The following is a 13,782-nucleotide window of genomic DNA, read 5'->3' as shown; positions in this document are numbered from 1 at the left end:
AACAGTGAAGAGCACGTCTACGAACGCCGAATCGGCGGCGTGCGCGTGCGCCGGGGAGTCCGGTTCACACCATCGCCACAAGCCGTTCACCCCGGGGCGAACCGGCGGTCAGGACACGGGCGGGAGCCGCGCCCTAACGTCACACACGTGGTCAAGCTCTCCGTCATCGTGCCGTTCTACAACGTGCGGCAATACGCACCCGACACCTTGAAGAGTCTGCATTCGAACGCACGTGGAGATTTCGAATTCATACTCGTCGACGACTGTTCGAGCGATGGAACCCCGGATGTCCTCGCCCGCGCGGAACGCGAACTGCCCGGTGCGGTCCTCGTCCGGCGCGAGCGGAACGGCGGTCTGGCGACCGCGCGCAACACGGGGCTGGACCGGGCACGCGGCGAGTACGTGACGTTCCTGGACGGCGACGACTGGCTGGCCCCCGGCTACTACCCGCGGCTGCTCGCCGTGATCGAGGAACTGGGCTGCGACTTCGTCCGCGCCGACCATGTGCAGTGCGCCGGGCGGGCGCGCAGCGTGCACCGGGTGCCGCACGGCCGGCGCGGGGTGGTCCTCGACCCGCGGGCGGCGATCCTGCCCGCCGACCGCACCACGCCGGTCGACTACGCCTACGCGTGGGCGGGCGTCTACCACCGGCGGCTGCTGGAGCGGGGCCTGCTGCACTTCACGGACGGGCTGCGCACGGCCGAGGACCGGCCGTGGATCTGGAGGCTGCACCGGGAGGCGGAGTCCTTCGCCGTCTGCGGTCTGCTGGGCGTCCACTACCGGCGGGGCGTGGCCACCTCGCTCACCCAGATCGGCGATGTGCGCCAGCTCGACTTCCTGCGCGCCTTCGACCAGGTCCTAGAGGAAACCGCCCGGGACCGGGATGCGGAGCTGCTGCTGCCCAAGGCCGTGCGCACCTACTGCGCGATCCTCGCCCACCATCTGGGCTCCGCCGAGAGGTTCGAACCGCCGGTGGCACGGAGACTGAGGTCGCTCGGCGCGCGCGCCCTGCGCCGGATGCCGCAGGGCGTCCTGGACGAGGCACTGGACTCCATGGACGTCCGGCGCGCCACCCGGCTGCGCCGGCTGCGCCGCCGCCCGGCCGCCATCACGGGGGCCGCCGCGTGACCACCCGGATCTTCCTCGCCTCGACGCTGTACGGCGCCGCCACGCTCGCCGCCGCCCTCGACGCCGGCTGCTTCGGCCAGGCCGGCCGGCGCATCCTGCTCGTCTGCAACACCACGGCGAACCCGGAGACCACACCGTCCCTGGACGAACTGGCCGGGTTCGCCCGGCTGCGCCACCGGTTCGACGAGGTGCTGTCCTGGAACGAGACCGTCTCCCCCGCCCACCCGGGCGGCTGGTCCCCGCGCCCGGACGACGTACCGCTGTGGGAGCGGCATCTGCGGCTGCTGTGGAACCTGGGGGACGACGACGTCGAGCTGGCCGTCGAGTCGATCCAGGTCGACCCGGCGCTCGCGGTCTGCCGGATCTTCACCGGCGCGCCGGTCACCGTCTACGCCGACGGCCTGATGAGCTACGGCCCCACCCGCAACAAGCTCGACCCGCTGGTGGGCACCCGCATCGACCGGCTGCTCCACCTGGACCTGGTACCGGGCCTGCGGCCGGTGCTGCTCACCGAGTTCGGCGTGGCGCCGGAGGTGATTCCCGCGGACGCCTTCGTCGAGGTGCTGGCCCAGCTCGCCGACGCCGCCCCGGAGCTGCCGGACCTGCCGGACGGACCGGCCCTGCTGCTGGGGCAGTACCTGGCCGCGCTGGGCATCCTCACCGCCGAGGAGGAGGAGGCCCTGCACGTGCGGATGCTGCGGGGCGCCGTGGCGCTCGGCCACAGCCGGGTCGTCTTCAAGCCGCACCCCTCCGCACCGGCCCACTGGTCGCGGGCGCTGGAGCGGGAGGCGGCGGAGCTGGGCGCCGAGCTGACGGTGCTCGACGTGCCGGTCCTCGCCGAGGTGCTGTACCAGCGGGCGCGGCCCGCGCTGGTGGTCGGCTGCTTCTCCACCGCGCTGCTCACCGCCTCCACGCTGTACGGGCTGCCGGTGGCCCGTACCGGCACCGGCATGCTGCTGGAGCGGCTGACGCCGTACGAGAACAGCAACCGGGTGCCCGTGACGATCGTCGACGCGCTGCTGCCCGACCTGGCCGACGCGGCGGCGGTGGCCGGGCAGGAGCCCGGCGCGGGGCCGGCCGCCCCGGCGGCCGTGGCGGCGCTGGCCGAACTGGTCCGGGCGGTCTCCTTCGCGATGCGGCCGAGGATCTGCCCGGGGCTGCGCGGGGACGCGGAGCGGTATCTCGCCGCCCACCCGGGTCCGCGCACCCTGCGCTACTTCAAGCGCCGCCGGCTGACCGCCCTGGGGCTGCCCGGCGGGGTGCCACGGCAACTGGCGTTCATCCCGCGCAACAAGACCCTGCGGCGGGTGGCCCGGCAGGCGCGGGCCCTGCGGCGCGGGGCGGGCCGCGGAGCCTGAGCCGGCCGGCCGCCGGGCCGCGCGAGCGGGTCCGGCGGGCGGCTACGCGCCGGCCAGCGACAGCTTGACCGCGAAGCCCAGGAACAGCGCGCCCGCCGCCGAGGTCGCCCCCGCCGACAGCCGCTTGCGGCGGCGGAAGGCGGCGGCCAGCCTGGTGCCGCTGAAGATCAGGGCGCTCAGATACAGGAAGCTGGCCACCTGGGCGAAGGCGCCGAGCACGACGAAGGAGAGAGCGGGGTAGGCGTAGCCCGGGTCGACGAACTGCACGAAGAAGGCGACGAAGAACAGGATCGCCTTCGGGTTGAACAGACTGACGACCAGGGCCCGGCGGAAGGGCCGCTCGTCGGCGGGGCCGCCCGCGTCCGGGCCGGCCTCGGCGGTGCGCTCGCGCCGGGTGCGCCACATGGCCCAGGCGGCGCGCAGCATCCCGATCGCCAGCCAGGTGAGGTATCCGGCGCCCGCGTACTTCACGATCCCGAACAGCAGGGCGTTCCCCTTGAGCAGGGAGGCGACCCCGGCCGCCGACAGGGTCATCAGCACGGTGTCCCCGCACCAGACGCCCGCCGCCGCGGTGTACCCGGAGCGGACGCCGCGCCGGGCGGCCACCGACAGCACATAGAGCGAGTTGGGCCCGGGGAGCAGCACGATGAGGACGAGGCCCGCCAGATAGGTGGGGAGATCGATGACGCCGAACATGGCTGGAGTGTCGCACGGCAGTACGACACTCCGGGAGATGTCCCGGGGGACGAGACGGGCGGCCCCGGCCCCCGCTCAGTACGCGTCCGGCGGCCTGTGGCTCCCCCACACCTCGCGCAGCGCGCCGCACACCTCGCCCACCGTGGCGCGCTCCCGCAGCGCCTCCTTCATGGGCAGGAGGACGTTGCCGTCGCCCTCCGCCACCCGCTTCAGGGCGGTCAGGGCGGTGTCCACGGCCGGCTGGTCGCGGGCGGCGCGGAGCGCGGCGAGGCGCTGCGCCTGCCGGGCCTCGACGGCGGGGTCGACGCGCAGCGGCTCGTACGGTTCCTCCTCGTCGAGCCGGAAGCGGTTGACGCCGACGACGACCCGCTCCCCGGAGTCGGTCTCCCGCGCGATGCGGTACGCGTTCCGCTCGATTTCGCCCTTCTGGAAGCCGCGTTCGATCGCGGCGACCGCCCCGCCCAGCTCCTCGACCCGGTCCATCAGGAGCCGGGCGGCCGCCTCGATGTCGCCGGTCATCCGCTCGATGGCGTAGGACCCGGCGAAGGGGTCGACGGTCGCGGTCACATCGGTCTCGTGGGCCAGGACCTGCTGCGTCCGCAGCGCCAGCCGCGCGGAGGTGTCCGTGGGCAGCGCGAGGGCCTCGTCGAAGGCGTTGGTGTGCAGCGACTGCGTGCCGCCGAGGACGGCCGCCAGGCCCTGCACCGCCACCCGGACGAGGTTGACCTCGGGCTGCTGCGCGGTCAGCGCCACCCCCGCCGTCTGCGTGTGGAACCGCAGCATCCACGACCTCGGGTCCCGCGCGCCGAACTCCTCCCGCATCACGCGCGCCCAGATCCGGCGCGCGGCACGGAACTTGGCGACCTCCTCCAGGAGCGTCGTCCGGGCCACGAAGAAGAAGGACAGCCGGGGCGCGAAGTCGTCCACGTCCATGCCCGCCGCGATCGCCGTGCGCACGTACGCGATGCCGTCCGCCAGCGTGAACGCGATCTCCTGCGCGGGCGAGGCTCCCGCCTCCGCCATGTGGTAGCCCGAGATCGAGATGGTGTTCCACCGCGGCATCTCCGCCCGGCAGTACCGGAAGACGTCCGCGGTCAGCCGCAGCGACGGCTCGGGCGGGAAGATGTACGTGCCCCGCGCGATGTACTCCTTGAGCACGTCGTTCTGGACCGTCCCCGTCAGCTTCTCCGCCGCCACCCCCTGCTCCTCCGCGACCAGTCGGTACATCAGGAGCAGCGGCGCCGCCGGGGCGTTGATCGTCATCGACGTCGACACCCGGTCCAGCGGGATCCCGTCGAACAGCACCCGCATGTCCTCCACCGAGTCGACCGCCACCCCCACCCGGCCCACCTCGCCCCGCGCGAGGGGGGCGTCCGAGTCGTGGCCCATCTGCGTGGGCAGGTCGAACGCCACCGACAGGCCCGTCGTACCGTTCGCGATCAACTGCCGGTAGCGGGCGTTGGACTCGGCGGCCGTGCCGAACCCGGCGTACTGCCGCATCGTCCAGGGGCGGCCCGTGTACATCGACGGGTACACGCCCCGCGTGAACGGGTATCCGCCCGGCTCCCCCAGCTCCACCGCCGGGTCCCATCCCTCCAGCGCGTCCGGGCCGTACACCGGCTCGACGGGCAGACCCGACTCCGACTCGCGTGCCATGGCGTGCCTCCGTGCGCTCCGTTTCCTTCCGTTCCACCTGCCTTCCCCTGTTTCCCACCTCGCGCCGTGGTTCGCCACCGGGCGCGGGTGGAAAGACTGTCCGGTGGGGTGCCGCGGTCCACGGCGGCGGGCACCGCACACACCGTGGAGACAGCGGGGGGCCGTATGCGCAGCGGGGGCATCAGGAAGGTGGCGGCGGGCGTGGCCGCGGCCGGGGCGCTGGCCGGGGTGTTCGGCTGCACGCCGGCCGAGGAGGGCTCCAGCGCGGGCGCGGGCGGACAGCACCGCCCGCCCGTGCACATCGAGGTCCCGTCCACCCGGCCCGCCGGCGGCGGCGCGGGCGGCCAGGGCGGCCACCGGAGCGGCGGCGACAGCGGCGGGAAGGCCCGCGCGTCCGACGGCAAGCCCAAGGCCACGACCGGCTCCACCGGGTCCACGGGCGCCACCGGGTCGGGCGGGTCGGCGGGTTCCGGCGGGAAGACGCGGCCGGTTCCGGCCCCCGCCCCGCGGACCGACGCTCCCGTCCTGTGGTCGCGCGGCGACAGCGGCCTCGCCGTACGCAGGCTCCAGGCGCGGCTGCGCCAGGTCGGCTGGCTCGCCGAGGGACCCACCGGGACGTACGGCGACGCCACGGAGCAGGCCGTGCGCGGCTTCCAGGGCAAGCGCGGACTGCCGGTCACCGGCCGCGCCGACACCGTCACCTGGCAGCGGCTGCGGGCGATGACGCACGAGCCGGGGCAGTGGGAGCTGTATCTGATGGGCGGCCAGCCGGCCGGGGCGCCGGACGCGCGCTGTCTGACCGGCCGGGTGCTGTGCATCGACAAGACGACCAGGACGCTGCGCTGGATGATCGACGGGCGCACGGTGTCGACGATGGCGGTGCGGTTCGGCACCGAGGCCACGCCCACCCGGGACGGTGTGTTCAAGGTCTACTGGAAGTCACGCCACCATGTGTCGACGATCTACCACTCCCCCATGCCGTACGCGATGTTCTTCAGCGGCGGGCAGGCGGTGCACTACTCGTCGGACTTCGCGGCCCGGGGCTACGCCGGCGGTTCGCACGGCTGCGTCAACGTACGGGACGAGGCCGCCATCGCGCAGTTGTTCGCGCAGGTGAAGGAGGGCGACAAGGTCGTCGTGCACTGGTGAGGCGGGCGCGGGCCCGGAAGGATTCGTGGCGCGGGCGGGACCGGGGGAACGTGCCCCGCCCGCGCCGATGCACGAGCCGCGGGTACGGGGGGAACCCCGGCTCTGTGCGAGGGCCGATGACCAGTCGGCTCACTCACTACTGCGTCGGGGCGGTCGAAAACGTCACACCCTGCTGGGAGAATTTTTCCGGCATCGGTGAAACACCAGGTCAGCGCGTTGCGAGAGGGGAAGCCGGGGCGGACGGCGCCGCCTCGCCCGGGGACGGCGCCGCGGTGGTCGAGCGGATCACGACGTCCCGGCGCGGGTGATCGCCGCCCTGATGACCGCCGGGATGGCCGCCGCCGGGGTGACCGCCGTGCGGGACCTCGCCGCCGGGACGGCCGCCGGTGCCCTCGGCGTGACCGGCGTCGTCGTCACCGCCGTGCCCCTGGTGACCGCCCCCGCCGCCTTTCCCGCCGCTTCCCCCTCTGCCGCCCTTGCTGCCCTTGCCGCTTTTGCCGCCCTCGTTGCCCTTGTTGTCCTCGTTGCCCTTGTTGTCCTTGCCGCCGCCCTTGGCTCCGCTGCCGCCGTTGCCGTTGCCGTTGCCGTCCCGGTCGTCCCGGCCGCTCTGCCCGGTGCCGCGGCCCTCGGCCGCCTTCAGCACACCCCTGCAGTACGTCCAGGCCCGCGCCGAACCGCCGGCCGCCCCGTCCAGCACGTGCCGGCGGCCGGTGTCCAGGGACTTGCCGTCCCGCAGGTCGCGGCAGGCGGCGAACAGCCGGCCCCAGCGCCCGTCCGGGCGGCCCCGGTCGTCGTCGTGGCCGGCGGCGGAGCCCTGCGCGGTGCCGTCGTCGCCGGTGTCCTCGGCGCCTCCCGTGGCGGAACCGGCCGTGGCCGACCCGCGGGCCCGACCCGGCCCGCCGGCCGCGGCGCCGGTGCCGGTCCCGGACGGCGAGGACGTGGGGCGGGCGGGGGCGGCCGGTGCGTGCGCGGACGCGGCGGGCGCGGGTTCGTCGCCGCCGAACGGAGACGGCAGCACCCCGGTCGTGGCCGCCGCCGCGACCCCGCCGAGCGCTCCCGCGGCCAGCGTGGCGGTCAGCGCCAGCCGGACGGGGCGGCCCAGGCGCGGGCCGGGGCGCCGGGGACGCCCGGCGCGGGTGCGGGTGCCGTGCCCCGGGGCCGCTCCGTGCGCGGCGATCCGGACGAGTCCGGCGTCGGCGGCCGGCGCCCCGGCGGACGCCACGGATTCCGCGGCGGACGCCGCCCGTTCGGCGCGGACCTTGCGGAAGGCGGCCAGGGCGGCGGCCTCCCCGGGCAGCTCGGCGGGTGCCTGTGCGGGGTGGACGACGGATTCAGCGGCGAGCGCGTCCAGGGCACGCGCGAGCCGTTCGGCCTGGTCACGGACGGTAACGTCGACGGCGTCCAGCGGCTCTCCGCGGAGCAGGCGTTCCGCGCTGTCGCTGTCCAGCCATCGGTACTGCTCGTCGGCCATCACATGTCCTTCTGCGTCCGGGCGCGCGTATGCGTCACACCGGCGGACGTCACCGCGCGTCCCCGCGGTTCTCTCAGGTGCGGCATCGCACCGAGCACGTCGACGGATTCCGGATCGCCGCCGAGCAGTTCGGCGAGCCGTCTCAGACCGCGGTGCGCGGCGGTGCGGACGGCGCCCGGCCGCTTGCCGAGCGTCTCGGCGGCGGTCTTGGCGTCCAGGCCCACCACCACGCGCAGCACCACCGCCTCGGCCTGGTCCTGGGGGAGCTGGGCGATCAGGGACAGCGCGCTGCCGGTGGTGAGGGACTCGATGGCCTCGTCCGCGGTATCGGACTCGGCGGCCCGTCCGGCGAGTTCCGTTTCGTCGCCGCCTATGGCGGGGCGGCGGCCCCGCATCCGGATGTGGTCGAGCGCGCGGTTGCGGGCGATCCGGGCGGCCCAGCCGCGGAACCGGTCGGCGTCCCCGCTGAACCGCTCCAGGTCGCGGGCGATCTGGAGCCAGGACTCGGACGCCACGTCCTCGGCGTCGGGTTCGCCGACCAGTGTGCGCAGATATCCGAGCAGGCGCGGGTGCACGGCGCGGTACACAGTCCGGAACGCGGTCTCGTCCCCGGTCTGCGCCGCAAGCACCGCGGCGGTCAGCTCCGCGTCGTCCCCCAGCACCCCGTGGTTCCTCGCTAGATCGAGCAGGATCGTCGCGGCAACGCGGCCGTCGAACATTGCGGTGATCATGCATCTTCCGCGCCGGGCGCGAAAGGCACGTTACGGCCTGAAACCGCCTGTCGTCCACGACCGTACAACGTGCAACCAATTCCTCCGAGAGTGAGGTGTGACAGAAAACGCACTCATGGCGCTGTAGGGAGTACGGGCCGCCGCGCGGCCCGTGCCGCGCGACGGCCGGGGTCTCTCCTGTGGGGGGTGGCGGCCCCGGCCGTTGCCTCGGCACAGCGGGCCGGGGACCGGTCCGGACTTTCTCTTCGTCAGCGGCGACGCGGGCGCCAGTCGTCGCGGCGCCGGGTCCTGGCCGGACGCCGGACCCCTTGTTCCCAGGTCGCCCGGAAGGCGGCGAGCGCGCGCCGCTCGGCCTCGGTGCCGGGCGCGGGCCGCGCGCGCAGGGCGGCGGCGAGCAGCGCCTCGGGAGGCGTACCGGCGGGGCCGGGCGGACCTGCCGCGCCGGGACCGCCGCGCACACGATGGCCGAAACCGCTCTCGCTCCGCTGTTCGCCCATGTCCGGGTCCGTCCGTCCTGTCCGGGTCCGCCGGGCGGACCCACCGCACGGTCCGTCGCGCGGCCCGCCGGTGCCGTTCACTCCGACTCCCCCAGCGGCCGCGGGCCGTCCTGCGTCACACCCGGCGCCCCGAGCCGTGCGGCGAGACGTTTCAGCCCGCGGTGCGCGGCGGTGCGCACGGCCCCGGGCCGCTTGCCGAGGACACGGGCGGCGGCGGGACCGTCGAGGCCGACGACGACCCGCAGCAGTACGGCCTCCGCCTGGTCGCGGGGCAGGGAGCGCACCAGTTCGAGGGCCCGCTGGGTGGAGAGCGACTCCAGCGCCTGTTCATGGGTGTCCTGCGGGGCGACCAGGGCCTCCGCGTCGGCGTCCTCCAGGGTCGTGGACCGGGGGCGCGCCCGGCGGCGGCGCAGATGGTCCAGGGCGCGGTGGCGGGCGATGGTCGCCGTCCAGCCCCGGAAACCGGCCCCGTCACCCTGGAACCGGCCCAGGTCCCGGGCGATCTCCAGCCAGGCGTCGGAGGCCACGTCCTCGGCCTCCGCGCCGACGATCCCGCGCAGATAGCCGAGCAGTCCGGGCTGCACGATCCGGTACGCGACCGCGAACGCGTTCTCGTCGCCCTGCTGGGCCCGCGCGACCGCCGCGCCCAGTTCCCCGTCGGTCGCCCGCGCGCGACGGGGCTCCCCTGCCTGGCCCAACGCTGTCCCCGTAAGTGGCGAGTGCGAAGCGGGCACCGGCCGGGCCCGCCGTGTCACAGGACGGGCCGTGCCGTACGGCCCATGGTCATCAGCGCCGGGCCCCGCGGAAGTGTCACAGCCCGGCCGCCGGGCGGCCCGGCCGGGTCAGCCGCGGACGCGGGCCCGGCGCGAGAGGGCCGCCCGCAGCACCCGGCGCCCCTCCGTGGCCACGTCCCGGGCCCCGCGCAGCCCGCCGGGGCCGGGCCCGGCGAGGAGTTCCAGGACGGTGATCTGGCGGCGCAGTTCGGCCGCGACCAGCGGGGACAGTCCCTGGAGGCGGACGCCGGCCGGGCCGGGCGCCCGCCGCACGGCGTCCAGGTCCCGCGGACCGGCCGGGTCGGGCGCGCCGTCCTCGGGCCGGTCGAGGAGCCGGTGGATCCGCAGCGAGGCGACCGAGCAGGCGTCGGCCCACTCCCGTACGGCGGCAGCGGAGGTGCGACCGGGCGGGGCCTCGTCCAGCATGCGGCGGGCCAGCAGCGCCGCCTCGTCGCCGGGGGCGGCGGGCGCCGCGGCGGCCAGGGCGGTACGGGCCCGCTCCAGCGGGCCGCCCCAGTCGCCCCAGTCGCCGCCCTCGTCCGTGAGCGCTCCCCACAGCGGGCGCAGCACGTCGTCGGCCTCGGCGTCGGCGCCGCCCAGCAGCGGGACGCACCGATCCAAACAGGCCAGTCCGCTGGCGGCGAGGCCGCGTTCGTCCGCCCGCACGATCAGTTCCACCAGGCTCATCCACGCCTCCCCCCGGCAGGGCCCGCCCCCTGCGCCAGGCCGCACCGTCCGGTTTCGCGGGCGGCCGTCCGCAGTGTCACACGCCCCTCACCCGCCGTCGAGAGCCGGTGCGGAACAAAAGATTTCGGCCATCCTCCGGGACGCGGCGCCCGGCGGTCCGCCGGATACGCGGCGGGTGCGCGGCGGGCTCAGCCCAGCCGGTCGGCCAGGGCCCTGAACTCCGTCCAGGACAGGGCCGGGCGCGCCGGGTCCCAGAGCTTCTGGGCGGTGGCCCGCAGCGGCATACGGATCCCGGCGGCCACCTGCTGCGGGGTCTGGGAGGAGGCCAGGTCGCACCAGACGGCGAAGACACCGCCGAGGATCTGGGAGTCGTAGCGGGCGGGCACGGCCTCGGTGCCGCGCAGCACGCGCGGCGTCCACTGCTCGTAGATCCGCTGCCCGGTCGGGTAGACGAAGGTCTGGGGCTGGCCGAGGACGTAGTACAGGAACTCGTCGTTGTAGTTGATCACCCGGCGCCCGGCGGCCAGGTACGCGGCCGGCTGCCGCGCCCCCAGCTCCTTGCCGGTCCAGTAGGCGACCTCGACGGTGTCGGACGGCCGCACCGAACTGCTGCGGTAGAAGCCGTCGTTCCAGGCGCGCACGGTCCGGCCGCGGGCGCGGACGGCGGCGGCGCGGTCGTTCAGCCAGCCGGTCGTCAGGTCGGCGACATTGCCGTCCGCGCCGTGGGCCCGGCGCGCGGCGGCGGCCAGCTGCGGGTAGGACGCCTCGGGGCTGCGCACGGTCAGCGCCTGGTACTCGTCGCCGCCCAGGTTCCACAGGCCGCCGGGGAAGAGGCCGGCGAACTCGCCGAGCAGGTCGTCCACGATCCGGGCCGCGCCGTCCTGCGAGATGTCGATCGCCCCCTTGGTCACCGCGCCCTGCGCGGTGCGCAGCCGCAGCTCCGGGTGGGCGGCGAGCACCGCGCCCAGATGGCCGGGCGAGTCGATCTCGGGCACCACCGTGATGTGCCGGCTCGCGGCGAGGGCGACGAGCCGCTCGACCTGCGCCTTGGTGAGGTGGTCCGGGGAGACGACCTCCGGGTGCGTGTCGGACTGGATGCGGAAGGACTGGTCGTCGGAGAAGTGCAGGCCCAGCTCGTTGTACTTCAGGTCGCCCAGCTCGCGTATGCGGTCCGCGATCCAGTCGGCCGGGAACGGCTTGCGCGCGATGTCCAGCATGAAGCCGCGCCGCGGCTTGGCGGGCGCGTCCGCCACGACGCCCTCCGGGGCGGTGCCGCCCGCGTGCACCTCCTGCTTCAGGGTCCGGGTGCCGTAGAAGACGCCCGCGTCGCCCGGCCCGCTGACGGTGACGCGCCCCTCCCGCACGGTCATCGTGTACGACTCCGGGTTGCCGTCCGTGCCGCCGCCCAGCTCCAGACGCACATCGCCCGTCCGGACGTCGTCGCGCTCGCCCGCGTACGCCAGGCCCAGCTCACCGGCGATCAGCCGGCCCTCGTCGGCCAGGGACGGGGCGCCGATCACCACCCGCTCGCCGCGCTCCGGGCGCCAGCCGGGCCCGCGGGCCGCGGTGTGCGAGCGGACCGCCGGGATGGTGCGCGGCGCCTGCGAGAGGGGATAGGTCCGGGCCGGGCTGGGCGCGGCCGGGTCCGGGGAGGAGGCGCCGGGCGTGGCGCGCGCCGCGCCCGCCGGGCCGTCGCCGCCGCCCGAGGCCCACACGCCGAGGCCGGCGCCGAGTCCGACCGTGACGGCGAACGCCCCGCCCACCAAGACCCACCGGCGCCGCGGCGCGGGGGCCGCGGCACGTCGCCGCCTGTGCTGACTCACCCGGCCAACCTACGGGTCCGGGCCGCTCCGACGGTCCACACACGGCGCCCAAACTCTCCCGTCCGGGTGAAATCCGGGCAGCGGCCGGACACATCCGGGCCGCTGCCGATAACGTGGCCGCACGACTCACGGCAGCCCCTGCCGACTCATCCGGAACGCCCGTCAGCCGGGCGCCCGTTCCCACGCCGAGGACCCACGCTGCGCGCGCAGAACCTGGAGCAGTTCAACACCGCCCCGCCCGACGAGGCCCGCCGCACCCTCCTGGCCTGCCTGCGCAGCCCGCGCTGGGCCCACCGCGTCACCGCCCACCGCCCCTACCCCGATCTGCCCGCCCTGCTGGCGGCGGCGGACGAGGCGGCCTACGACCTGGGCCCGGCCGATCTGGCGGAGGCCCTGGCGGCGGAGCCGCTGCCCGTCCTGCCCGAGGGCATATACCTCGCCGCCTCCACGGCGCTGAGCGCCGCGTACGCGGCCTACGACGCCAGATTCGGACACAAGTTCGTCATCTGCCTGGACGACGCCGCTCCCGAGGAGGCCCTGAACCGGGTGCTGGCGGCGATCCGGTCACGATTGGCCAACGATCCCGAGGAGGAACGGGTCACCGCCTCGGACGAACTGCGGCGCCTGGCGCGGGGGCGGCTGCTGCGCGCCGCCCGGGGCCCCGCGGCGGCGCCCGCCGGGGCCGCGCCGGTGCCCGGCCAGCCCCAGCACGGCCGCGCCCGGCAGTCCGCGCACCACCCGTCGCCCGTGGCCGCTCCGCACTGAGCCGTCCGTGCCCCTTTGCGTGCCAGTTTGATCACACCGGCAGGCCCGCTGTCAGCACCGCTCCCACACGTCGCTACGATGCTGGGGGCCGGTGGACCGTACCCGGCCGGGCCCGACCGACAGTGAAGCCGGCGCGGCCCTAGTCCCCGCTCCCGGAGGGTTCTTCCGTGCCGGCTGGAACGCTGTACCGCGGACGGGAAGGAATGTGGTCCTGGGTGGCTCACCGAGTCACCGGCGTCCTCATCTTCTTCTTCCTGTTCGTTCATGTGCTGGACACCGCGCTCGTCCGCGTGTCTCCCGAGGACTACGACAAGGTCGTGTCCACGTACAAGACCCCGATCGTCGCGTGCCTGGAGTACGGCCTCGTCGCCGCCATCCTCTTCCACGCGCTCAACGGTCTCCGTGTCATCGCCGTCGACTTCTGGGCCAAGGGCGCCCGCTACCAGAAGCAGATGCTCTGGACCGTCGTCGGCGTCTGGGTCGTGCTCATGCTCGGGGCCGTCTACCCCGTCCTGGGCCACGCCGCTCGAGTCGTCTTCGGGAGCTGACGCGCATGTCCACCACTGAAACCACCGCTTCCGGCGTCGGCCCGGTCGAGGGCGCCTCCTACAACGTCGACAACCCGGCGCCGCTCATCGAGGCGCCGCGCAAGCGCACCAAGAAGACCCCGAAGTCGACCCGGGGCAACTTCGAGCTGTACGGCTGGCTCTTCATGCGGCTGTCCGGCGTCGTCCTGGTCGTCCTGGTCATCGGCCACCTGCTCATCCAGCTCGTGCTGGACGGCGGTGTCTCCAAGGTCGGCTTCGCGTTCGTCGCGGGCCGCTGGGCCTCGCCCTGGTGGCAGGTCTGGGACCTGCTGATGCTGTGGCTGGCCATGCTGCACGGCTGCAACGGCCTGCGTACCGTCATCAACGACTACGCGGAGCGCGCGAACACGCGGCTGTGGCTGAAGGGCCTGCTCTACACCGCCACGGTGTGGACCATCCTGCTGGGCACGCTGGTGATCTTCACCTTCGACCCGAACATCCGCTAGGCACGGGGCTGAGGT

The 13,782-nt window shown here is 74.9% G+C and carries 14 protein-coding genes; 6 read left to right on the top strand and 8 right to left on the bottom strand.

Annotation, left to right across the window (positions count from 1 at the left end; genetic code table 11):
• Nucleotides 1–147: 147 nt before the first annotated feature.
• Nucleotides 148–1,128 (top strand): glycosyltransferase family 2 protein, encoded by a 981-nt coding sequence (locus tag A8713_RS19575; protein WP_064534862.1) that lies wholly within the window; start codon nt 148–150, stop codon nt 1,126–1,128.
• Complete coding sequence (locus A8713_RS19570) at nt 1,125–2,486, top strand: polysialyltransferase family glycosyltransferase (RefSeq protein WP_064534861.1); 1,362 nt, start codon at nt 1,125–1,127, stop codon at nt 2,484–2,486. The genes A8713_RS19575 and A8713_RS19570 overlap by 4 nt, the downstream gene beginning before the upstream one ends.
• A 42-nt stretch (nt 2,487–2,528) precedes the next feature.
• Here A8713_RS19570 and leuE read toward each other — a convergent pair whose 3' ends face one another.
• Both leuE and A8713_RS19560 read right to left on the bottom strand, forming a co-directional pair.
• On the bottom strand, nt 2,529–3,182 hold the full coding sequence (gene leuE / locus A8713_RS19565; protein WP_064534859.1) for a leucine efflux protein LeuE: 654 nt from the start codon (nt 3,180–3,182) through the stop codon (nt 2,529–2,531).
• 75 nt (nt 3,183–3,257) lie between these two features.
• Nucleotides 3,258–4,838 carry an acyl-CoA mutase large subunit family protein gene (locus A8713_RS19560; RefSeq protein WP_064534858.1) on the bottom strand — a complete coding sequence of 527 codons (1,581 nt, stop codon included), beginning with the start codon at nt 4,836–4,838 and terminating at the stop codon, nt 3,258–3,260.
• Between the two features lie 165 nt (nt 4,839–5,003).
• Here A8713_RS19560 and A8713_RS19555 point away from each other — a divergent pair, with 165 nt between their 5' ends.
• The gene (locus A8713_RS19555; protein WP_064534856.1) at nt 5,004–5,987 is read left to right on the top strand and encodes a L,D-transpeptidase family protein; all 984 of its coding nucleotides are present in this window, start codon (nt 5,004–5,006) and stop codon (nt 5,985–5,987) included.
• 208 nt (nt 5,988–6,195) lie between these two features.
• On the opposite strand, the gene A8713_RS19550 is transcribed toward A8713_RS19555, so the two are convergent.
• The 6 genes from A8713_RS19550 to A8713_RS19525 all read right to left on the bottom strand — a co-directional run bounded on the left by A8713_RS19550 (nt 6,196) and on the right by A8713_RS19525 (nt 11,969).
• On the bottom strand, nt 6,196–7,458 hold the full coding sequence (locus A8713_RS19550; RefSeq protein ID WP_237305416.1) for an extensin: 1,263 nt from the start codon (nt 7,456–7,458) through the stop codon (nt 6,196–6,198).
• Nucleotides 7,458–8,120 (bottom strand): RNA polymerase sigma factor, encoded by a 663-nt coding sequence (locus A8713_RS19545; protein ID WP_064534852.1) that lies wholly within the window; start codon nt 8,118–8,120, stop codon nt 7,458–7,460. Before A8713_RS19545 ends, A8713_RS19550 begins: the two co-directional genes overlap by 1 nt.
• A gap of 317 nt (nt 8,121–8,437) precedes the next feature.
• The gene (locus tag A8713_RS19540; protein WP_216826775.1) at nt 8,438–8,686 is read right to left on the bottom strand and encodes a hypothetical protein; all 249 of its coding nucleotides are present in this window, start codon (nt 8,684–8,686) and stop codon (nt 8,438–8,440) included.
• A gap of 77 nt (nt 8,687–8,763) precedes the next feature.
• Nucleotides 8,764–9,384 (bottom strand): RNA polymerase sigma factor, encoded by a 621-nt coding sequence (locus tag A8713_RS19535; protein ID WP_064534850.1) that lies wholly within the window; start codon nt 9,382–9,384, stop codon nt 8,764–8,766.
• Nucleotides 9,385–9,528: 144 nt separating this feature from the next.
• Nucleotides 9,529–10,146: a hypothetical protein gene (locus A8713_RS19530; protein WP_064534848.1), complete on the bottom strand. Its 618-nt coding sequence runs from the start codon at nt 10,144–10,146 to the stop codon at nt 9,529–9,531.
• A gap of 188 nt (nt 10,147–10,334) precedes the next feature.
• On the bottom strand, nt 10,335–11,969 hold the full coding sequence (locus tag A8713_RS19525; RefSeq protein ID WP_385496894.1) for a beta-N-acetylhexosaminidase: 1,635 nt from the start codon (nt 11,967–11,969) through the stop codon (nt 10,335–10,337).
• 198 nt (nt 11,970–12,167) lie between these two features.
• On the opposite strand from A8713_RS19525, the gene A8713_RS19520 reads away from it, so the two are divergent.
• The 3 genes from A8713_RS19520 to A8713_RS19510 all read left to right on the top strand — a co-directional run bounded on the left by A8713_RS19520 (nt 12,168) and on the right by A8713_RS19510 (nt 13,767).
• Complete coding sequence (locus A8713_RS19520) at nt 12,168–12,734, top strand: 2-oxo-4-hydroxy-4-carboxy-5-ureidoimidazoline decarboxylase (protein ID WP_237305558.1); 567 nt, start codon at nt 12,168–12,170, stop codon at nt 12,732–12,734.
• Nucleotides 12,735–12,901: 167 nt separating this feature from the next.
• The gene (gene sdhC, locus A8713_RS19515) at nt 12,902–13,282 is read left to right on the top strand and encodes a succinate dehydrogenase, cytochrome b556 subunit (protein WP_078509667.1); all 381 of its coding nucleotides are present in this window, start codon (nt 12,902–12,904) and stop codon (nt 13,280–13,282) included.
• Nucleotides 13,283–13,287: 5 nt separating this feature from the next.
• Nucleotides 13,288–13,767 carry a succinate dehydrogenase hydrophobic membrane anchor subunit gene (locus A8713_RS19510; RefSeq protein ID WP_037887867.1) on the top strand — a complete coding sequence of 160 codons (480 nt, stop codon included), beginning with the start codon at nt 13,288–13,290 and terminating at the stop codon, nt 13,765–13,767.
• Nucleotides 13,768–13,782 lie beyond the last annotated feature (15 nt).

Origin of the sequence: Streptomyces sp. SAT1 (genome assembly GCF_001654495.1) — a bacterium.
In the GTDB taxonomy this organism is placed as follows: Bacteria; Actinomycetota; Actinomycetes; order Streptomycetales; family Streptomycetaceae; genus Streptomyces; species Streptomyces andamanensis.
This window is presented reverse-complemented; position numbering and strand designations above follow the sequence as displayed.

Excerpts from the sequence above, each read along its gene's own strand:
- leuE (WP_064534859.1), bottom strand. The coding sequence starts at position 3,182 with ATGTTCGGCGTCATCGATCTCCCCACCTATCTGGCGGGCCTCGTCCTC.
- A8713_RS19555 (WP_064534856.1), top strand. The coding sequence starts at position 5,004 with ATGCGCAGCGGGGGCATCAGGAAGGTGGCGGCGGGCGTGGCCGCGGCC.
- A8713_RS19510 (WP_037887867.1), top strand. The coding sequence starts at position 13,288 with ATGTCCACCACTGAAACCACCGCTTCCGGCGTCGGCCCGGTCGAGGGC.
- A8713_RS19560 (WP_064534858.1), bottom strand. The coding sequence starts at position 4,838 with ATGGCACGCGAGTCGGAGTCGGGTCTGCCCGTCGAGCCGGTGTACGGC.
- A8713_RS19540 (WP_216826775.1), bottom strand. The coding sequence starts at position 8,686 with ATGGGCGAACAGCGGAGCGAGAGCGGTTTCGGCCATCGTGTGCGCGGC.
- A8713_RS19550 (WP_237305416.1), bottom strand. The coding sequence starts at position 7,458 with ATGGCCGACGAGCAGTACCGATGGCTGGACAGCGACAGCGCGGAACGC.
- A8713_RS19530 (WP_064534848.1), bottom strand. The coding sequence starts at position 10,146 with ATGAGCCTGGTGGAACTGATCGTGCGGGCGGACGAACGCGGCCTCGCC.